The sequence below is a fragment of the Leisingera sp. CC-HEC093 genome (genome assembly GCF_059429195.1).
The window spans coordinates 2,941,719-2,961,189 of sequence record NZ_JCAIJR010000001.1; the positions used below are offsets into that span (position 1 = coordinate 2,941,719).

At 64.3% G+C, this 19,471-nt stretch carries 22 protein-coding genes; 17 read left to right on the forward strand and 5 right to left on the reverse strand.

Translation table 11 applies throughout. The features are described from left to right. The first annotated feature begins 146 nt into the window (after positions 1 to 146). The 5 genes from AC5STB_RS14375 (at position 147) to AC5STB_RS14395 (ending at position 3,447) form a co-directional block, all read left to right on the forward strand. A complete protein-coding gene (locus tag AC5STB_RS14375; RefSeq protein WP_495443490.1) occupies positions 147 to 1,679 on the forward strand; it encodes an acyl-CoA carboxylase subunit beta in 1,533 nt (510 codons plus the stop codon). A 79-nt stretch (positions 1,680 to 1,758) separates the two neighbouring features. After that, positions 1,759 to 2,187, forward strand: a complete 429-nt coding sequence (locus AC5STB_RS14380; RefSeq protein WP_495443491.1) for a hypothetical protein — start codon at positions 1,759 to 1,761, stop codon at positions 2,185 to 2,187. Continuing rightward, positions 2,184 to 2,678: a DUF6497 family protein gene (locus AC5STB_RS14385; protein WP_495443492.1), complete on the forward strand. Its 495-nt coding sequence runs from the start codon at positions 2,184 to 2,186 to the stop codon at positions 2,676 to 2,678. Before AC5STB_RS14380 ends, AC5STB_RS14385 begins: the two co-directional genes overlap by 4 nt. Positions 2,679 to 2,892: 214 nt before the next feature. After that, positions 2,893 to 3,033 carry a hypothetical protein gene (locus AC5STB_RS14390; protein ID WP_495443493.1) on the forward strand — a complete coding sequence of 47 codons (141 nt, stop codon included), beginning with the start codon at positions 2,893 to 2,895 and terminating at the stop codon, positions 3,031 to 3,033. 69 nt (positions 3,034 to 3,102) lie between these two features. Then, the gene (locus AC5STB_RS14395; RefSeq protein ID WP_495443494.1) at positions 3,103 to 3,447 is read left to right on the forward strand and encodes a hypothetical protein; all 345 of its coding nucleotides are present in this window, start codon (positions 3,103 to 3,105) and stop codon (positions 3,445 to 3,447) included. Positions 3,448 to 3,530: 83 nt separating this feature from the next. Here AC5STB_RS14395 and AC5STB_RS14400 read toward each other — a convergent pair whose 3' ends face one another. Both AC5STB_RS14400 and AC5STB_RS14405 read right to left on the reverse strand, forming a co-directional pair. After that, complete coding sequence (locus tag AC5STB_RS14400; RefSeq protein ID WP_495443495.1) at positions 3,531 to 4,673, reverse strand: DcaP family trimeric outer membrane transporter; 1,143 nt, start codon at positions 4,671 to 4,673, stop codon at positions 3,531 to 3,533. Positions 4,674 to 4,874: 201 nt separating this feature from the next. Further along, positions 4,875 to 5,039: a hypothetical protein gene (locus tag AC5STB_RS14405; protein ID WP_495443496.1), complete on the reverse strand. Its 165-nt coding sequence runs from the start codon at positions 5,037 to 5,039 to the stop codon at positions 4,875 to 4,877. A 311-nt stretch (positions 5,040 to 5,350) separates the two neighbouring features. Between AC5STB_RS14405 and AC5STB_RS14410 the strand changes: the two genes are divergently transcribed. The 3 genes from AC5STB_RS14410 (at position 5,351) to AC5STB_RS14420 (ending at position 8,379) form a co-directional block, all read left to right on the forward strand. After that, positions 5,351 to 5,554 carry a hypothetical protein gene (locus AC5STB_RS14410; RefSeq protein WP_495443497.1) on the forward strand — a complete coding sequence of 68 codons (204 nt, stop codon included), beginning with the start codon at positions 5,351 to 5,353 and terminating at the stop codon, positions 5,552 to 5,554. A gap of 128 nt (positions 5,555 to 5,682) precedes the next feature. Then, entirely contained in the window at positions 5,683 to 7,728 is a 2,046-nt protein-coding gene (locus tag AC5STB_RS14415; RefSeq protein ID WP_495443498.1) for an acetyl-CoA carboxylase biotin carboxylase subunit, read from the forward strand. Between the two features lie 147 nt (positions 7,729 to 7,875). Then, positions 7,876 to 8,379, forward strand: a complete 504-nt coding sequence (locus AC5STB_RS14420) for a hypothetical protein (RefSeq protein ID WP_495443499.1) — start codon at positions 7,876 to 7,878, stop codon at positions 8,377 to 8,379. Positions 8,380 to 8,398: 19 nt separating this feature from the next. Here AC5STB_RS14420 and AC5STB_RS14425 read toward each other — a convergent pair whose 3' ends face one another. Next, a complete protein-coding gene (locus AC5STB_RS14425) occupies positions 8,399 to 8,833 on the reverse strand; it encodes a DUF4174 domain-containing protein (protein ID WP_495443500.1) in 435 nt (144 codons plus the stop codon). A 177-nt stretch (positions 8,834 to 9,010) separates the two neighbouring features. On the opposite strand from AC5STB_RS14425, the gene AC5STB_RS14430 reads away from it, so the two are divergent. From AC5STB_RS14430 to AC5STB_RS14470, 9 genes are all read left to right on the forward strand, one after another. Continuing rightward, on the forward strand, positions 9,011 to 9,943 hold the full coding sequence (locus AC5STB_RS14430) for a hypothetical protein (protein ID WP_495443501.1): 933 nt from the start codon (positions 9,011 to 9,013) through the stop codon (positions 9,941 to 9,943). Then, positions 9,909 to 12,038, forward strand: coding sequence for a methylmalonyl-CoA mutase (scpA, locus tag AC5STB_RS14435; RefSeq protein ID WP_495443502.1), 2,130 nt, complete (start codon positions 9,909 to 9,911; stop codon positions 12,036 to 12,038). Before AC5STB_RS14430 ends, scpA begins: the two co-directional genes overlap by 35 nt. Positions 12,039 to 12,330: 292 nt before the next feature. Beyond that, a complete protein-coding gene (locus AC5STB_RS14440) occupies positions 12,331 to 12,819 on the forward strand; it encodes an MAPEG family protein (protein WP_495443503.1) in 489 nt (162 codons plus the stop codon). Positions 12,820 to 12,905: 86 nt separating this feature from the next. After that, positions 12,906 to 13,514 (forward strand): VOC family protein, encoded by a 609-nt coding sequence (locus AC5STB_RS14445; protein ID WP_495443504.1) that lies wholly within the window; start codon positions 12,906 to 12,908, stop codon positions 13,512 to 13,514. Further along, entirely contained in the window at positions 13,511 to 14,032 is a 522-nt protein-coding gene (locus AC5STB_RS14450; RefSeq protein WP_495443505.1) for a GNAT family N-acetyltransferase, read from the forward strand. Before AC5STB_RS14445 ends, AC5STB_RS14450 begins: the two co-directional genes overlap by 4 nt. Before the next feature lie 9 nt (positions 14,033 to 14,041). After that, the gene (locus AC5STB_RS14455; RefSeq protein ID WP_495443506.1) at positions 14,042 to 14,740 is read left to right on the forward strand and encodes a TerB family tellurite resistance protein; all 699 of its coding nucleotides are present in this window, start codon (positions 14,042 to 14,044) and stop codon (positions 14,738 to 14,740) included. Continuing rightward, positions 14,721 to 15,731 carry an endonuclease/exonuclease/phosphatase family protein gene (locus AC5STB_RS14460; RefSeq protein ID WP_495443507.1) on the forward strand — a complete coding sequence of 337 codons (1,011 nt, stop codon included), beginning with the start codon at positions 14,721 to 14,723 and terminating at the stop codon, positions 15,729 to 15,731. Before AC5STB_RS14455 ends, AC5STB_RS14460 begins: the two co-directional genes overlap by 20 nt. Positions 15,732 to 15,895: 164 nt before the next feature. Beyond that, positions 15,896 to 16,555: a hypothetical protein gene (locus AC5STB_RS14465; protein ID WP_495443508.1), complete on the forward strand. Its 660-nt coding sequence runs from the start codon at positions 15,896 to 15,898 to the stop codon at positions 16,553 to 16,555. A gap of 178 nt (positions 16,556 to 16,733) precedes the next feature. Beyond that, complete coding sequence (locus AC5STB_RS14470) at positions 16,734 to 17,114, forward strand: hypothetical protein (RefSeq protein WP_495443509.1); 381 nt, start codon at positions 16,734 to 16,736, stop codon at positions 17,112 to 17,114. A gap of 15 nt (positions 17,115 to 17,129) precedes the next feature. On the opposite strand, the gene AC5STB_RS14475 is transcribed toward AC5STB_RS14470, so the two are convergent. Then, on the reverse strand, positions 17,130 to 18,707 hold the full coding sequence (locus AC5STB_RS14475) for a Ppx/GppA family phosphatase (RefSeq protein ID WP_495443510.1): 1,578 nt from the start codon (positions 18,705 to 18,707) through the stop codon (positions 17,130 to 17,132). Positions 18,708 to 18,759: 52 nt separating this feature from the next. Next, complete coding sequence (locus AC5STB_RS14480; protein ID WP_495443511.1) at positions 18,760 to 19,467, reverse strand: HdaA/DnaA family protein; 708 nt, start codon at positions 19,465 to 19,467, stop codon at positions 18,760 to 18,762. Positions 19,468 to 19,471 lie beyond the last annotated feature (4 nt).

Consider the following 19,471-nt stretch of genomic DNA (forward strand, 5'->3'; position numbering starts at 1 on the left):
CAGGAGCCGGGAATTGCCTCCGGGGTTTGCTGATTTTCAACTTTGCCAGCTTCGTATGCAAACGGTTTGCAAATTTGCGAGAATGTCCTTTGGCTTGGCGGGCGCGCAATATATGGTCCCGGTGAAATCTACAGGGGACATGAGCCATGAAAGACATCCTTTCCGAGCTGGAAGACCGCCGCGAGGACGCGCGGCTGGGCGGCGGCCAGCGCCGCATCGACGCACAGCATGGGCGCGGCAAGCTGACAGCCCGTGAACGGATCGAGCTGTTGCTGGACGAGGACAGCTTCGAAGAGTTTGACATGTTCATCTCCCACCGCTGCACCGATTTCGGCATGGAGAACAACCGCCCGGCCGGCGACGGCGTGGTCACGGGCTGGGGCACCATCAACGGCCGCCAGGTCTATGTCTTCTCCCAGGACTTCACCGTGCTCGGCGGTTCTGTTTCGGCCACCCATGCCCAGAAGATCTGCAAGATCATGGATATGGCGGTGCAGAACGGCGCGCCGGTCATTGGCATCAACGATTCCGGCGGCGCCCGTATCCAGGAAGGCGTCGATGCGCTGGCCGGCTACGCCGAGATCTTCCAGCGCAACATCATGGCCTCCGGCGTGATCCCGCAGATCTCCGTCATCATGGGCCCCTGTGCGGGCGGCGCCGTGTATTCGCCTGCGATGACCGACTTCATCTTCATGGTCAAGGACACGTCCTACATGTTCGTGACCGGCCCGGATGTGGTGAAAACCGTGACCAACGAGGTGGTGACCGCTGAGGAGCTGGGCGGCGCCTCCACCCACACCCGCAAGTCCTCCGTCGCTGACGGCGCCTTTGAAAACGACGTCGAGGCGCTGGCCGAAGTCCGCCGCCTGGTCGACTTCCTGCCGCTCAACAACCGGGAAAAACCGCCGGTGCGCCCGTTCTTCGACCAGCCCGGCCGGATCGAGGAAAGCCTGGACACCCTGATCCCGGAAAACCCCAACAGCCCCTACGACATGAAGGAGCTGATCACCAAGGTTGCGGACGAGGGCGACTTCTACGAGATCCAGGAGGATTTCGCCAAAAACATCATCACCGGCTTCATCCGCCTCGAAGGCCAGACCGTCGGCGTCGTTGCCAACCAGCCGATGGTGCTGGCGGGCTGCCTCGACATCGACTCCAGCCGCAAGGCAGCCCGTTTCGTGCGCTTTTGCGACTGCTTTGAAATCCCGATCCTGACCTTCGTCGACGTGCCGGGCTTCCTGCCGGGCACCTCCCAGGAATACGGCGGCGTCATCAAACACGGTGCCAAGCTGCTGTTCGCCTATGGCGAAGCCACCGTGCCGAAGGTCACCGTGATCACCCGCAAGGCCTATGGCGGCGCCTATGACGTGATGGCCTCCAAACACCTGCGCGGCGACTTCAACTACGCCTGGCCGACCGCCGAAATCGCGGTGATGGGCGCCAAGGGCGCCACCGAGATCATCCACCGCGCCGATCTGAACGACCCGGACAAGATCGCCCAGAAGACCGCCGAATACGAAGACCGTTTCGCCAACCCCTTCGTGGCGGCCGAACGCGGCTTCATCGACGAGGTGATCATGCCCCAGTCCACCCGCAAACGGGTCAGCCGCGCCTTTGCCTCTCTGCGGGGCAAGCAGCTGAAGAACCCGTGGAAAAAGCACGACAACATTCCGCTGTAACGGCGGATGCCTCAGCGGGGGCTGTCTGCCCCCGCACCCCCGAGGATATTTTTAGCCACATGAAAAGGGAGCCGGGAGCTTGACCCGCAGCCGTTGGCATATCACCCGCACGGACAGCGCGCTGACGCTGTCGCGCCGCCTGCCTGCGTGCTTCGACGTGGCGGCGGAAACCGTGCTGCCCGCCGCTGATCCGCTGCGGCTGGCGCATCAGATCCGTCAGGACATGTGGCGGCGCCTGCAACGCTTGCGCGGCTTCTCCCCGGTGGTGGAAATTTCCGCCGCAGGGCGGGGGCTGCGGGTGCGCGCGGGCGGCCAGGTGAGGGGCCGGGTGCCTGCCAATGCAGCCGGGCAAATTGCGGATGTGCTGGAAGATCCCGCCCGCCGCGCCCGCTGGATCCGCCATGCCGCGCGGGGTCAGGACGCCGCGCTGCCCGATTCCCAGGCAGATGCGAAGGATTCGCATAGAATCGCGGCAAAAATTGACATGAAGAGCGAATCAGCGTCATGATCCGCCTCAGCCGATATCAGACAGCGCGCGCCACTTGCGCAGCGCCTGCAGCTCCGGCCGGAGGAGCCTGGTCCGCCAGGGGCCGGGGCTGCGGATATCTGGCGGCAATCCCCTTTGCTCTCTATGCGGTCACTGCCGCAGCTGCGGATGCAGTTCCCGTGCCTTCGGGCCAGGCGGTGACGCTGGCAGAGGTTCTCTTGGACGACGCTCCCGGCCAGCCCGGCCAGACATGGGCGCGGTTCCGCTTCCTGGCGCCGCAGATCGCCCGCGGAACCGGCGCCGTCAGCTATGAGGTGGCGGCCCCCGACATGGACCATCTCTGCGGCAGCATCGCGCTGCCCTATCTGGCCGAACACGGATTGTCCGCGGCGCGGGTGGTGATTTCGCTCTCGGACCGGATAGTGCCTTTTGGCGCCCAGGATGCCGCTGCAACGCAGTATTTCGAAGCTTACCGCCCCGAAGGCGCGGCCTGCATGTGGGAGGCTTTCTGATGCATCCACAATATCTTGCGGGCTATGGGCAGGACCGGCGGATTCTTGCGGCATTGCAGCCACAGACCAGCCAGTTGCCGCGATTTGCATGTGACATGGCGGCAAACCCGGCTATCCTTGGCGCGGGCAGTCACAAGGCTGCCTTCGCATTGAGGTTGAGGCACGCGGTCGGCAGAGCTGCCGCAGGTTTCACAAAATTTATCAGGAGACAGAAATGTCCAAGAGCATCAAGCTTATCGCCCTGGCCGGCCTGCTGGCCGCCGTCACTGCCTGCGCCCAGCAGGAAGAAGAATACGTGGTTGTCGAACCGCAGCCGGTTTCCGAAGAACCGGTTTTCACCGGCAAGTACAACTAATCACATCAGGGGTCCGGCCCTGCGGCCGGCCCCCGCCGCCCCGTGGGGTGCCGGACCGGAGGCACCCAAATGCTGAAACACCGCGGGTTCCCGGGCCGTATGCCCGGCACCGATTTCCAATTCACCATCCGCCGTCCGAACCCCAAGGGGGTGACGCCGCTGACCCGGCGCGAGCGATTCCGCGACCGCAAGAATGTCGACAGACGCGTCGATCAGACGTTCATGCAGGCGCTGTGGGAGCATTTCGGCGACCAGCCGTTTGAGCGCGGCAACCTGGATGCAGGCCGTCTCAGCTGGCTGTTCGGCCGCGAGGTGATCCCGGCCGAGGATCCGTTTGATCCGGAAAGCTATGAGGCGCTCCTGGTTATTGACGAGCCGGTTGCGCGCGCGTCCTTCCCGGAGGCGTTCGAGTAATGGCGCAGCCCTGGACGCAAAGCACGCAGACGGCACCGCGGAGTTTTCCGCGATGCCTGCTGCAGCGTTCGGGGCGCCGTGCTTCAGAAGTTCAGCTGCACCGCCAGCTGCACCCGGTCTCCGTCAAAACTGTTGCCGGTGGCCGCGTCATTGCGCTCGCCAAAGATATACTCCGCGCTGAGCGTCAGATTGTCGGTGGGGCGGTAAAACGCATTGACGTGAATGGTTTCCAGCTCGGTGAACGACAGCGTCCCGGTCGAGGTCGGAAGATCGTAATCCTCGCGCCCGTAGCCGATGCCGACATTCCACTTGTCGCCGATGTCCTGGCGGAACTCGAGGGTGTAGCCCTCCACGTCGTTCGCCTGGCCGCCAACCACAGCATCACCCAAACCGATCAGCAGCGGCCCAAGGGCTTCGCCGTCAACATAGGTGGCCTGGAACAAACCGCCTTCCCAGGGGGTGATCGAACCCGACAGGGTGATGCCGGTCTGATCCACTTCCACGCCGCCGCTTTCGATGGTGCCGGTCAGCCCGGCAATCCGCGCGGTGAACAAATCGTTGCTGTACTGCGCCGCGGCGGTGAACACCGGATCGCTGGAGGAGGCGCTGTTTTCCTCAAGCGACAGGCTGTAGTCGAAGCCATCGCCAAAGCTGTTGCTGTAGCGGATCTGCGGCACCCGGGCAAAGGCAATGCCGACAGGGCCGTTGAACTCCACGCTGGCGGGATACTGGCCCAGCGGCATGAAGTTGGTCCAGGTCTGGCCAAAGGTCCAGTGATCGCCGATCTGGATATTGGCATGGCGCAGCCGCAGTTCGGACCGCCCGCCAGAGGCAAAGAGGTCAAACTCCAGCTGCCCCCGCAGGGTGCCGATATCGCTTTCCGTGGTGGTGCGGATGCCCAGGCGCGACTGGCGCACGGTGGCGCCGAACTCGCCGTCGGTTGCGTTTACCGGCTCGCCGATATTGTTGACGAATGCCGTATCGCCCTGAACGAAATCAAAGTCGTAGTAAAAATCGGCCTTGGCATAGCCGTAGATATCGACCGCCGTATTGCCCAGCCGGAAATCGCCGGGGATGCTGGCTGCTTGCTGGTTTTCAGCTTCCAGGGCTTCAACCCGCGCGCGCAGATCCTGCAGTTCGGATGCGGCGTCCGCCTGCGCCAGGCCCGCGCTGCCGGCAAGCGCGGCAGCAGCCAGGGTCAAGCGCCCGTTATGCACCTGTTTCATGGGATTATCCCTCCTCCTTATGTGGTGTGCAGACACGCTTCCACGGTCCGCAAACAGGGGGAAATGACATCGCCGGGAGACGCTGTGATCTCTGGCCCCCGAAAGAGTGACCAAATCTCACAAGGTAATCGCGCTGTCGTTACGTTGCCGGTCAAGCTCTTGGCAGAGCACGGAAAAAATGCCCTGGAATCAGGCCTCCGCTCACCGCGCCAGCGCCGCGGGTCCGGGCCTGGCGCGGATGCGCGCCGCCGCCGTCACGGTGATGTGACAGGCGCGATGCGCCTGCGCGCCGCAACCGCCGCCGCGGCCCGTGGTTTCGGCGTGAATTTGCACAAGCTCTGCGAGAGTCAGCAGGAAATCGCCCAAATCGGCAGTGTTCAGTCTCGGGGGCTTACAGCCGCGGCCGGCCGGTGCATCGTGAGTCAAGCAGCGCAGCCACGCTGCTGTGCCGAGCATCTGTTCCGGCCCCTTCGCCTGAACGGGCAGGTACGCGACCCCATCCGCGGCCTGCCCGTCTTTTACCCCCTTCAGGCACTGGCGGAAGCTTGCCGCATGCCCCCCCTGATGCGGCAAGCCTCCGCCGAACAGGCGTATTGCTCCCGGTCAGCGTTGCACCTTGCTTGCAGGCCTGCAAATTCGGCCGGGACACAAGCGTCCCCGGAAGAAGGATACTGGATATGCGGGCAAAATCTCTCATCGCGGCCCTGTCGCTCTGCGGCGCCGTGGCGGCATGCGGCGACACCACAGGCGAGCGTGTCGTCTATGGCGCAGGCGCAGGCGCAGCAGGCGCCGCGCTGCTGGACGCCAACCTGGTCACCGGCGCAGCCGTCGGCGTGGCCGCAAACCTGGTCTATTGCCAGCAAAACCCCCGCAAATGCTGACGGCTCCGCCGCAGCTCTGAACAGCCGCCCCTCGCGGGCCGCTTCTGACATCGCGCAAACGCCGCGTCCGGGTCTGTCCCGGGCGCGGCGTTTTGCATTCCGGAATACCAAGGAACAAGGGACCGCCTATGTTTGATAAGATCCTGATCGCCAACCGGGGCGAGATCGCCTGCCGCGTGATCAAAACCGCGCGGAAAATGGGCATCAAGACCGTTGCCATCTACTCCGACGCCGACAAGCAGGCCCTGCATGTGCAAATGGCCGACGAGGCCGTCCATATCGGCCCGCCGCCCGCCAACCAGTCCTACATTGTCATCGACAAGGTGATGGAGGCGATCCGCCAGACCGGCGCGCAAGCCGTGCACCCGGGCTACGGTTTCCTGTCGGAAAACTCCAAATTCGCCGAGGCCCTGGCCGCCGAAGGCGTCGCCTTTGTCGGCCCGCCGGTGAACGCGATTGAAAGCATGGGGGACAAGATCACCTCCAAGAAAATCGCCCAGGAGGCAGGTGTATCCACCGTGCCAGGCTACATGGGCCTGATTGCCGATGCCGATGAGGCGGTGAAGATTTCGAATGAGATCGGCTACCCGGTGATGATCAAGGCCTCCGCCGGCGGCGGCGGCAAGGGCATGCGGATCGCCTGGAACGACGAGGAAGCCCGCGAAGGCTTCCAGTCCTCCAAGAACGAGGCCGCGAACTCCTTTGGCGACGACCGGATCTTCATCGAGAAATTCGTCACCCAGCCGCGCCACATCGAAATCCAGGTGCTTTGCGACACCCACGGCAACGGCATCTACCTGGGGGAGCGTGAATGCTCGATCCAGCGCCGCAACCAGAAAGTTGTCGAAGAAGCCCCGTCGCCGTTCCTTGACGAGGAAACCCGCAAGGCGATGGGCGAGCAGGCCGTCGCCCTGGCCAAGGCGGTGGGGTATTCCTCTGCCGGCACCGTGGAATTCATCGTCGACGGCGACAAGAACTTCTACTTCCTGGAAATGAACACCCGCCTGCAGGTGGAACACCCGGTGACCGAGCTGATCACAGGTGTCGATCTGGTGGAGCAGATGATCCGCGTCGCCGACGGGGGCGAGCTGCCGATGCGCCAGGAGGACGTCAAGCTGACCGGCTGGGCGATTGAAAACCGTCTCTACGCCGAAGACCCGTACCGCGGCTTCCTGCCGTCCATCGGCCGCCTGACCCGCTACCGCCCGCCGGCAGAGACAGCCGCAGGCCCGATGCTGGTCAACGGCAAGTGGCAAGGCAACGCCCCCGCGGGCGAGACCGCTGTGCGCAACGACACCGGCGTCTATGAGGGCGGCGAGATCTCGATGTACTACGACCCAATGATCGCCAAGCTCTGCACCTGGGCACCGACCCGCGAGGACGCAATCGGCGCCATGCGCACCGCGCTGGACAGCTTCGAGGTGGAGGGCATCGGCCACAACCTGCCGTTCCTCAGCGCGGTGATGGACCACCCGATCTTTATCGAAGGGTCGATGACCACCGCCTTCATCGAAGAACAGTATCCCGAAGGCTTCGAGGGTGTCGAACTGCACAGCGACGACCTGCGCAAGATCGCGGCCGCCTGCGCCGCGATGCACCGGGTTGCCGAAATCCGCCGCACCCGTGTGTCGGGCCGGATGGACAACCATGAGCGCAAGGTCGGCACCGACTGGGTTGTCGCCCTGCAGGGCCAGTCCTTTGATGTGGTGATCGACGCCGACCGCGAGGGCGCAACCGTCAACTTCGAGGGCGGCGGCAGCTACCGGGTCACCTCCGATTGGACCCCGGGCGACCAGCTGGCCACCGTGAACGTCAACGGCGAAACCCTGGTTCTGAAAACCGGCAAGGTGACCCAGGGCTTCCGCATCCGCTCCCGCGGCGCCGATCTGCAGGTCAAGGTGCGGACCCCGCGCCAGGCTGAACTGGCCCGTCTGATGCCAGAGAAAGTGGCGCCCGACACCTCCAAGATGCTCCTGTGCCCGATGCCCGGCCTGATCGTAAAGGTCGACGTCGAAGTTGGGCAGGAGGTCCAGGAGGGCCAGGCGCTCTGCACCGTCGAGGCGATGAAAATGGAAAACATCCTGCGCGCCGAGAAAAAGGGCGTGGTGTCCAAGATCAACGCCGGCGCAGGCGACAGCCTGGCGGTTGATGATGTGATCATGGAATTCGAATAATGCACTTTGGGGCGGGCACATACGCGCGCGGGCAGGCGGGTTTTCCCGCCCCCGCAGCCGTGCCTGCCCCGCGCGTCCCGGTGCCGTGCACCAAATCTTCAGCTTTTTCTGCGACACTGGCGCCGTTTGACGACCTCAAGGTGCCGCATGACCCGTCTTCTGACCTGCCTATCGACCGCCCTGGCGCTTCTTTCCGGCTGCGCGCTGGACAAGGAAGAGGCGCTGCGCGCCCAGCTCTCTGCCTGGGTGGAGCTGGGGGAGACGTTCTTTTTCCAAAGCTCGATGAGCTGCACCGCGGCAGTATTCCACACCGCGGAAAACCCGCGCATCACGTCGCTGGTGGACCGTGCGCGTTCGCTCAACACCGGCATGAAGATGCTGGAAGCGGGCAAGCCGGTGATGTTTGCGGTCTCCGGCAAGTCGCCCAACGCGGTGACAGAGGACATCATGTCCCGCGACCTGCCGCAGGGGCTGGGGGTGTTGAATTCGGGGCTGGCAGGGGTCAGCTGCATGACCGATCTGGTCAAATCCGTCTATTACCAGGCGATCCGCAACCCGGCGTCCAGCCTGGTATTCGTGCCGGAAAGCGGCGCCATGGTGGTTCTGGACAAACAGGCAATGGCGCTGATCTACGTCCGCGGCAACGGCTGACCCGGCCTGCCGCGCAGGCTCAGCCGCCGCGCCGCTCTTCCACTTCACGCAGCCGTTCCGGGAACTTGTCGATGGTGCGGGACAACTCGCGCACCGTCCAGGGGTGCGGCTTGCGCAGCTTGACGCCGCCGTCCTTGCCCACCAGCACCAGCATGAACCCGCGCGGCCGCAGCTTCTTGCGCAGGGCGGACTTGGCCGCCGGATCGGTATCAGTCAGCACCACCACGTCGCGCTCCTTCAGGGCCTCAACGCCGTCCATCAGCCGTTCCATCTGCTCATGGAACCGCGGGTCTTCGGGACTGTCGGCAAACACCACCACCGGGCGGTGGGTCCACTGGAACTCTTCCAGCTGGCCATCATACCCGGGCTGTATCAATTCGGGGGCACTGCCGTCCGCCGCCGCAGCCGCCAGCGGCAGGAAGCCTGCCAAAACAACGCTTAGGATTGCTCTCATGATCTCTCCTGTTGAGTTGAATATATGTGCGGCGGCCGCAAATGCGACTGTGAAATCCGCAGCTTGGCGAAAAAACTTAATCGTTAACGGGATTATGAGGGGTTGCAGGCCATGATCGTGCCATTCCCCTTGACCGGGCTGCGGCCTGCGGCCCTCCAGCAGAGGTCCCGAAGCACGATGAAAGTCATCCTTCACATTGGCGCGCACCGCTGCGCCACCACCTCGTTTCAGGAATACATGCGCCAGAACGCCGAGCCGCTGGCCCGCCAGGGCATCGGTTTCTGGGGGCCGCACCGCACCCGCGGCGGGCTGTTCCACGGCATCCAGCCCGGCCCGGTGCCGGTGACCGGCCGCAATCTGGTGCAGCGGGCCCAGGGGCGGCTGCAGATCCAGATGGCGTCCAGCCGCGAACGGGGCGTCCAGCAGCTTCTTGTCAGCGAGGAGAACATGCTCGGCTCGGTCAGTGCCAACCTGCGCCTCGGCGATCTTTACTGCGGCGCGGGGGAGCGCATGGCGCGGATGTACCAGGCCTTCAGCGGCGCAGTGACGGATGCGGCGCTTTCGATTCGCAGCCTCGACAGCTGCTGGGCCTCGGCGCTGGCCTATGCGGTGGCGCGCGGCCGCAAACTGCCGTCCGCGGCCAGTCTGGAGCGTCTGGCGCAGGCCCGCCGCAGCTGGCGCGACGTGATCACCGATATTGCCTGCGCGATGCCCGGCGTGCGCCTGCATGTGCTGCCGTTTGAAACCTTCGGCGCCCGGCCCGAAGCGGCACTGGCATCGCTCACCGGCATTGATGCGCCGCGCACCCATGCGCGGGTGCGCCTCAACGCCTCGCTCTGCCTCCAGGACCTGCGCGCCAGCGTGCCGTCCTCTGTGGCGGCAGACCTGCCGCAGGGCAGCGGCCGCTGGCGGCCCTTCACCGACGCGCAGACCGCATTTCTGCGCGAGACATATGCCGACGACATCATGTGGCTTGCGGGCGGGGCGGACGGCCTCGCAACGCTGGCACAGGACCCGGATAAACAGGCGGCGGGCACGAACCCGCCCCGTATCGCACTGACAAGAGGAAGACCTGATGACAAACAAAGACGAATGGCGGGCTCTGGCTGAGAAAGAGCTGCGCGGACGGGCGGTCGACGACCTCAACTGGCAGACGCTGGAAGGCATCGAGGTCAAGCCGCTCTATACCGAAGACGACACCAAGGATTTGCCGCACATGGGCACGCTGCCCGGTTTCGGCCCCTTCACCCGCGGGGTGAAGGCCACCATGTACGCAGGCCGTCCCTGGACCATCCGCCAGTACGCGGGCTTCTCCACCGCCGAAGAATCCAACGCCTTCTACCGCCGCAACCTGGCCGCCGGCCAGCAGGGCGTCTCGGTCGCCTTCGACCTCGCCACCCACCGCGGCTATGACAGCGACCACCCGCGCGTGGTCGGCGATGTCGGCAAGGCGGGCGTCGCCATCGACAGCGTCGAGGATATGAAGATCCTGTTCGACGGCATCCCGCTGGACAAGGTCTCGGTCTCGATGACCATGAACGGCGCGGTGATCCCGGTGCTGGCGTCCTTCATCGTCGCGGGTGAGGAGCAGGGCCACGACCGGTCGGTCCTTGCGGGAACCATCCAGAACGACATCCTAAAGGAGTTCATGGTCCGCAACACCTATATCTATCCGCCGAAACCCTCGATGCGGATCATCTCGGACATCATCGAATACACCTCCAACGAGATGCCCAAGTTCAACTCGATCTCGATCTCCGGCTACCACATGCAGGAGGCCGGCGCGAACCTGGTGCAGGAGCTGGCCTATACCATCGCGGATGGCCGCGAATACGTGCGCGCGGCGCTGGATGCCGGCATGGACGTGGACAAATTCGCAGGGCGCCTGTCGTTCTTCTTTGCGATCGGCATGAACTTCTTCATGGAAATCGCCAAGCTGCGCGCCGCCCGCACCCTGTGGCACCGGGTGATGACCGAATTCGGCGCCAAATCCGAACGCTCCAAGATGTTGCGCACCCACTGCCAGACCTCCGGTGTGTCGCTGCAGGAGCAGGACCCCTACAACAACGTGATCCGCACGGCGTATGAGGCGATGTCGGCGGTGCTTGGCGGCACCCAAAGCTTGCACACCAACGCGCTGGACGAGGCCATCGCGCTGCCCACCGATTTTTCCGCCCGCATCGCCCGCAACACTCAGCTGGTGCTGCAGGAGGAAACCGGCGTCACCAACGTCGTGGACCCCCTGGCCGGCTCCTACTACATCGAGAGCCTCACCAACGAGCTGGTGGAGAAAGCCTGGGCCTTGATGGAAGAGGTCGAGGAAATGGGCGGCATGACCAAGGCAGTCGAGAGCGGCATGCCCAAGCTGCGCATCGAGGAATCGGCGGCCCGCCGCCAGGCGATGATCGACCGTGGCGAAGAGGTTGTGGTTGGCGTCAACAAGTACCGCAAGGACAAGGAAGACCCGATCGACATCCTCGACGTCGATAACCACGCGGTGCGCGACGCCCAGATCGCCCGCCTGCAAAAGATGCGCGAAACCCGCGACGAGGCCGCCTGCCAGACGGCGCTCGATGAACTGACCCGCCGCGCCAGGGACGGCAGCGGCAACCTGCTGGAAGCCGCAGTCGAAGCCGCCCGCGCGCGGGCCTCAGTCGGAGAGATCTCCATGGCAATGGAAAAGGAATTCGGCCGCCACCGCGCCGAAGTGAAAACCCTGGCCGGCGTCTATGGCGCAGCTTACGAGGGCGACGAGGGCTTTGCCGCGATCCAGAAATCGATCGAGGACTTCGCCGAAGAAGAAGGCCGCCGCCCGCGCCTTCTGGTGGTGAAAATGGGCCAGGACGGCCACGACCGCGGCGCCAAGGTGATCGCGACGGCCTTTGCCGACATCGGTTTCGATGTCGACGTCGGCCCGCTGTTCCAGACCCCGGAAGAGGCCGCCCAGGACGCCATCGACAACGACGTGCATGTGATCGGCATCTCGTCGCAGGCCGCCGGCCACAAGACGCTGGCCCCGCAGCTGGTTGAGGCGCTGAAGGCGGAAGGCGCAGGCGACATCATCGTGATCTGCGGCGGGGTGATCCCGCAGCAGGATTACGAGTTCCTGTATTCCAAGGGCGTCAAGGCGATCTTCGGCCCCGGCACCAACATCCCGGAAGCGGCCCAGGACATCCTGCGCCTGATCCGCGAAGCCCGCGCCTGAGCAAGCACAGCATCTGCGGGGCAGGGGAGGTTCTCCCGCACCCGCAGGTGCCCGCCCTTCGGGCCGCCCCCTTGGCGGCTTTGGGCATGGCAGCCCGCCCCGATGGGGCGGGCTGCCTGCATCGCGCAAATGCGCGATGCCGTGCCCAACGGGTGCGGATGTGCCGCAGGCACAGCCAAGCGCCGGGCGGGAGGGCCTGTTTTCAATAACTTGACGGCGGATGCTGCAGCTTTCCGCCGGAACGGCTGCACTGTGCCTTGGCAAACCGCTGGCGCGGTGGTTGAGTGGCGCCATGCTGCGATCCAAACGTCCCCAGATCCTCACCGGCATGGCCCTCGGCGCCCTCTGGGGCGTGCTGGTCACCGGCCTGCCGCAATGGCTGGGCCTGCCGTACATCCCGGCGCCCATCGCCTTGCCCGGCGCCTTCCTCGCGCCGGGGCTGGTGCTGGCTCTGATGATCGGCCGGCTGGCCCAGCGGCGGTTCTTCGACGACGCAATCATCGACGGCGAACCCTTCGCTCCCGGCTCCGCGGCAGAGATCGGCCAGCGGGTGCTGACCAACACCATCGAGCAGCTGGTGCTGGCGCTGGCCATCTGGCCCTTCGCCGCCGTCACCCTGGGCGGCGCTGTAGCCATTGCTCTCGGCCTTTCCTTCGCGCTGATGCGGCTGCTGTTCTGGGCCGGCTACCACCTGTCGCCGCCCTTGCGGAGCCTGGGCTTTGCCGGAACGTTTTACCCGACGGTGATTGCCGGGGTCTGGGCGGTGACGGTTTGGGTTTGATCCCTGCGCCCGGCGGACTGCAAATCCTGCCTTGCGCCCCGCTGGGGTCCCGCTAGTCTCAGGCCGCAAACCGGGGAGGCGCGCAAATGATACTCGATCACCTGGCAGTGGCAGGCGCAACGCTGGAAGAGGCCGTTGCCCATACCGAAGACGCTCTTGGCATCCCGCTTGGCCCCGGCGGGTCCCATGCCCGTTATGGCACTCATAACCGTTTGATCGGACTGGAGGACGGGCTGTATCTGGAGGCCATTGCCATCGATCCGGACGCCCAGCCGCAGGAGCAGCCGCGATGGTTCAACCTAGACCGCTTCGAAGGCCCCGCACGGCTCAGCAACTGGATCCTGCGCAGCGAAAACCTGGAAGCGGAGAAAGCCCTGCTGCCGCCTCATGCGCAGCGGCATGTGCAGATGCAGCGCGGCGATATCAGCTGGCTGATGACGGTGCCTGCGGACGGGCTGCTGCCCTATGACAACCTCTTTCCCGCTGTCCTGCAGTGGCAGGCAGAGCCGCCCGCAGGCCGGCTGCCGCAATCCGGCTGCCGGCTGACCCGCCTGGTTCTCAGCCACCCGGAGGCGGCAGAGCTGCAAACCGCACTCGATCGCATCCTCAGCGACCCGCGCATTCAGGTGGAGGCTGGGGAGCCGGCAATGATGGCGGAATTTGACACCCCCCACGGTCCACGGGTGCTCCGATGATCATTCGGCCCGCAACCGCAGCTGACGCCGAAGCCGTCTGCGACATTGCCAACTGGGTCATCCGCGACACGCTGGCGACCTTTAACACCCTTGAAAAGACCGTGGAACAGGTGCGCCAGCAGATCACTTCCAGCAACGGCGCCTATCTGGTGGCAGAACAGGACGGCGAAATCCTCGGCCACGCGCATTTCTTCCCGTTCCGCTCCGGCCCCGGCTACCGTTTCACCGCAGAACACACCATCCACCTGCTGCCCGCAGCACAGGGGCAGGGCGCAGGCCGCCGGCTGATGCAGGCGCTGGAGGACAAGGCCAGAGAAGCACAGATCCACGTCCTGATTGCCAGCGTCAGCAGCGCCAACCCCTCCGCCATCGCCTTTCACGCCGCGCTTGGATACGTGGAAACCGCCCGGATGCCGGAACTTGGCTGCAAAAACGGCCGCTGGCTCGACACTGTTTTCATGCAGAAAATCCTGACACCGGGCATTCCCGCCCCTGACACTCCCGCCAATCCCGGATAGGCTGATCCCATGTCACTTTGGACCCGCATATCCGACGCGCTGGCCGCGCTTGCCGCAGGCGAAAGCCTCTCGGAAGTCTTCGACCGGCTGCGCGCGCCGCCCGAACGCACCGTGGCCTTTGCCATCGCGGTGATTGCCCTTGGCGCCAAGATGGCCAAGGCCGACGGCCAGGTCACCCGCGACGAGGTCACCGCCTTCCGCGAGGTGTTCCAGATCGCCCAGGATGATGAGGACGGCGCCGCCCGCGTCTTCAACATGGCGCGCACCGATGTCGCGGGCTACCAGGAATACGCCCGCCGCATCCAGCGGATGTTCGGCAATGATCCCACCACGCTTTGCGACCTGATGGAAGGGCTGTTTCACATCGCCATGGCGGATGGCTTCTACCACCCCGGCGAAAACGAGTTCCTGGAGGAGGTGAGCCGCATCTTCGGCCAGACGCCGCAGCAGTTTCAGGCCCTGCGCGCGCGCTTTGTGCCGGATGCGCCCAAGGATCCCTATACGGTGCTGGGGGTTTCCGCGGACATGCCGCGGGAGGAGATCCGCAAGCATTGGCGCAAGCTGGTGCGCGACACCCACCCGGATGCGATGATCGCCCGCGGAGTGCCAGAAGAAGCAGTGCGGCTGGCAGAGAAGCGGATGATCGACATCAACCGCGCCTGGGACGAGATCAGCGGATGCGGCGGCAATGCGGTTCGCAACCTATAACATCGAATGGTTCGCCTCTCTGTTCGACAAGAACGACAGGCTGATGCTGGATGGCAAGCCGTCCGGCGTTTACGGCGTTGACCGCTATACCCAGGGGCGCGCTATTGCCCATGTGCTGCGCCGCATCGACGCCGATGCGGTGATGGTGATCGAGGCACCGAACACCGGCCGCAGCCAGCGCACCACCCGCGCGCTCGAAGCGTTTGCGGCAGAGGCCGGCCTGCGCGCCCGCGAAGCGGTTAGCGGCTTTCCCAACGACACCCATCAGGAAATTGCGCTGCTCTATGACCCGGATGTGCTGGACGCAGTGCATGACGCCCGCTCCAGCGCTGCCGCGCCGCGCTTTGATAGGGTGTTCGGCATCGATCTCGATGTGGATGAACAGCTGGATCAAGTGGAATTCTCCAAGCCGCCGCTGGAGCTGGCCGTCACCACCAGGGGCGGCCCGGACAAAGGCGGGATGAAGCTGCGGATGATCGGGGCGCATCTGAAATCCAAGGCACCGCACGGGGCCAGAACGCCGGAGGCCGTCACTGCCGCCTCTATCGCAAACCGCCGCAAGCAGCTGGCACAGGCAATCTGGCTGCACCGCCGGGTTGAGGAGCACGTGGCGGCGGGCGAGCATGTGATGGTGCTGGGCGACCTCAACGACGGTCCCGGCCTCGACCAGTATGAGCAGCTGTTCGGCCAATCCTCGGTCGAGATCGTGATGGGCGATCTGCTGCATGATCCGCACGCGCAAAGCCTGCTGCAGCCGCGTCCCGCAATCCCGCCCAGCACCTCGCGGTTCTACAATGCGGAAACCAAGCGTTTCACCCGGGCGCTCCTGGACTATGTGATGATTTCACACAGCCTGATGGCGCGCAGGCCCGAATGGCGCATCTGGCACCCGTTCGAGGACGGGGAGTGCTACAAGGACGCGGACATGCGCCAGGCGCTGCTGGATGCCTCGGACCACTTCCCGGTGACGCTGGATATTGGGGTGGGGTGAGGGAGAGTGCTGCCTGAAATAACAACTATTGGTTTTCAGCGGGCATTCGTTGCCGATCTGGAAGTCAAATTCGGAGTGCGAATGCATCAATTCAGGAGTGAAGATGGACTATGTTTTTCTCCACGTGATGTTTTCCAATATTAACGTTTAAGGATAAGATATTTATGAAAAATTTTGTTAGATGTGTGATTTTAGGGGGAGTAACTGCGTCAGCCCTGGCGAATCCGGTTTCAAGCCTGGAAACTGCAGAAGACGTTGCGAGCGAGCCGGCCGTGGCAAGTTTTGATCAAGCGTCAGAAATGTTCAAAGACATCTGCTTGGATACTCTCCCTGAATTCCGGCACTCCAAAGAGATCGCGGTTGAAAAATATGGCGCCGAATTTGATGGTCGAAAAGACCTCTCATGGCATTCCTTTGACCCCAGCAGCTTCGTCAAGACGATCACCATCAGCAGACGCAAGGAATGTTCGATAACAGTGGAAATTGATGGCAGAGGTGAGCACCTTGCAGAGGCATTTCGAGCAATTCTGCCGGATCTTCCTTCCTCTGGCCTTTACTCCGCGCGAATCGGGAGCGGGGATGATTTGGATCACTTGGCCCAATGGCAGTACTTATTCAGTGCCAACGAGGCTACCCCTTACAGACTGCTCAAAAAATACAGCTACCAAAATACTAAGCTGGGAGACGCAGCGAGCCTGACACTCAGCGTCTCATACCGAAGTTTTCAATGCACAGTTTCAAAAGAACAGTTGGAACTTTTCGGCATTACTGGCGAAGCACCAAGAAAGGACCTGCTGCTGTCTGATGCGGAACGATGGTGCTGAGCAATCTGCGCCGGTCGAACCGGGATCGGCGTTGCCTGCGTGACGTCTTTGCGTACTCGTCTAATTGAGGGCTTTCTCTCAAACAAGTTTGCAAGAGTGTTGGCAAACTGTCTTTGTCCAGCCCTGCGCCACCTCATCCCCCTGTTACACCCCGCGCGCGCTCCCTATATTACCCCTCATGAAACACATCATCCTGCCCGCCGCCCTCATTGCCCTGATGTCCGCGCCGCTTTCCGCCCAGGAAGCGGGGGAGGAGGACGGCGCCCCCTCGCTGATGGAGCGTGGGGCGGAGCTGTTCTGGGAGGGACTGCGCAAGGAAATGGCGCCGGCGCTTGACGACCTGCAGGGCATGATGGAGGAGATCGGCCCGTCGATGGGCGCCTTCCTGGCGGAGATGGGGCCGGCGCTGGCCGAAATCGCCCGCGAGGTGAAGGACTGGAGCGCCTATGAGCTGCCCGAGGTGCTGCCCAACGGCGATATCATCATCCGCAAAAAGCCCAAGGACAACGCGCCTGAGGAAAAAGACAAGGGCGAAGAGGAAGGCGTCACCGAAATCTGACGCCGCCCCGCTTGTTCAATCTGCCCCGGCTTCCGCCTTTGGCCCGGATTTGACGAAGCGTAGATCAATCTCCGCATTCAGCGCCTTGGCCAGCGATTTCAGCCGCGATTCCGCCACCTCGCCATAAAGCGGCCGCGCTGCGTCCGGCAGGTCCACATGCAGCACCCGCTTGCGCGGCTGCCAGCGCAAGCTGCCGATGTCGCCGTTTCCGGTGACCATCAGCATGGCGCCGAACCGCATCGCCTTGCCCAGAACCTCAGCCTCATGCTGGCCCTTTTCGTCCAGCAAATCATAGAGATACTCGAACGAACTGCCCTGCCGCTTGTTGCTGTAGCGGTGCAGCAGCGCCAGGCCCAGAAACACCCGTTCGGAATGTTTCAGCCCGCCCAGGTTGGCGCGGGTGGCGTTGTCGAAACAGACCTCGGCGCGGTAGTCGGGATGCGCCCGCCAGCTGACGTCATGCAGCAGGCTGGCCGCCTTGACCAGCCGCCGCTTGCTGTGCCGGGCATTGGCGAACAAGGGGCTGACAAAATCGTACATTGTCTTGCCAAACCCCGGCACCCGCGCGTCCTTCATCTCGGCAAAGCGGGAGGCCTCGATCAGCGGGTCGCGGGCGCGCAGCCGCTGCGGCATCTGCTCATACAGCAGCCCCTCGCGGATGCCATAGCTGGACACCGCGATGTCCTTGGGTTTGAAAGTCTTGACCAGCCTGGTCAGCACATCGATGGCATAAGGCACCAGCGACATCCGGCTGGAGGAGACACCGCAGGCGCTGCGCAGCTTGCTCAGGTCTGTGGTCTCGATATAGCGGGCGGTTTCGCGCACGTCCTTGGCGGACATCCGGTATTCATGCAGCACTTTCAATGGGTAGCCGCGCCGGTGCATGTCGATGCGGGCAATGGCCCGCCAGCTGCCGCCGACCAGGAACAGGCGGTCGCGCTGCGCACCCATCTCCCCCTTCAGCTGCTCGATCACCTGTTTGATATGTGCCTTGCGGCCCGTGCGCCCGCCCTTGATATCGCGCAGCTTCAGCGGCCCCAGCGAGGAGGTGACGCGGCGGCCCACCGAGTTTTCCTGGATCTCCGCCAGCTCCATCGAGGAGCCGCCGATGTCGCAGACCAGCCCATAGGCGCCGGGCCAGCCCAGCAGCACCCCCTGCGCCGACAGCCGCGCCTCTTCGCGGCCGTCAATCACGTGGATCTTCAGCCCGGTTTCGCGCAGAACCTCGTCGCAGAACTCCGGCCCGTCCTCAGCGTCGCGCACCGCGGCGGTGGCGACGGCGGACAGCGGCGGCAGCCCCATGCCCTTGGCCAGATGCTGGAACCGGCGCAGGGCGGACAGCGCGCGGGCGCGGCCCTCCGGGTTCAACCGGCCCGATTCCGACAGGCCCGCCCCCAGCGCGCACATGATCTTTTCGTTGTAGAAATAGGCCGGGCTGCGGGCGGCGCCGTCAAACACCACCAAGCGGACCGAGTTGGAGCCGACATCGACCACCCCCACCCGCGACAGCGCCCGGGCCTTGGGGTCATCAAAGATCGGACGCCCGAAGGGGCCCCAATCGGTGGCGGCGGCGGGGTCCTGGGACAGGTTCATGAGGGCTCCGTCTTGCGATCCGCGGTCAGGATGGGGCATGGGCGGGCAGGGGTCAACCGCTCGCGGATGCGTCATTTTCCGCAGCCTCTTCGCGCACTTCCGACAGCGCCCGCACCGCCAGGGGCCGGGTCAGGCTGCGTTTTTCCGCCAGCGACAGGCGGTCCAGCCGCCGCACCATCTGCGCCGCGGCGGCAAAAGAGCGGTCCATATGCGCCACCAGATAGGGAATCACATCCGGCTTCGGGGTGATCTGGCGGTCGTTGAACAGCTTGGCCAGCACCACCGCCAGAAGCTGGTCGTCAGGCGGCTGCAGCTCTGCATGGGTGGCGGCCTGCACCCGGCTTTGCAGGTCGGGCAGCGACAGCCCCCACAGGTTCGGCGCGCCCTGGCCGGTCATCACCAGCGGATGGCGCTCCGCCAGCACCAGGTTGTGCAGATGAAAAAGGGCGTTCTGCCTCTCAATGTCCTGGGCAATCCGGGGCACGTCCTCGACCGCCACCGGGCCTTTTGCCAGGTCCGGCACGGTCTCTGCCGTCAGCTCTGCGGCCGGCAGAATGCGCGCGCCGGTCTGGCTGGCCCAGACATGCGCCAGATGGGTCTTGCCAGCGCCCTTGGGGCCGGTCAGCACCAGCTTGCCGCTGGGCCAGGCGAACTGCGGGTCCAGGAGGGCAACCGCCATCGCATTGGACGGCGCGACAAAGAAATCCTCCCGCCCCAGCGCCGGTTTCGCCGGGAGATCAAAGCTCAGCTGCTGTGCCATCGGT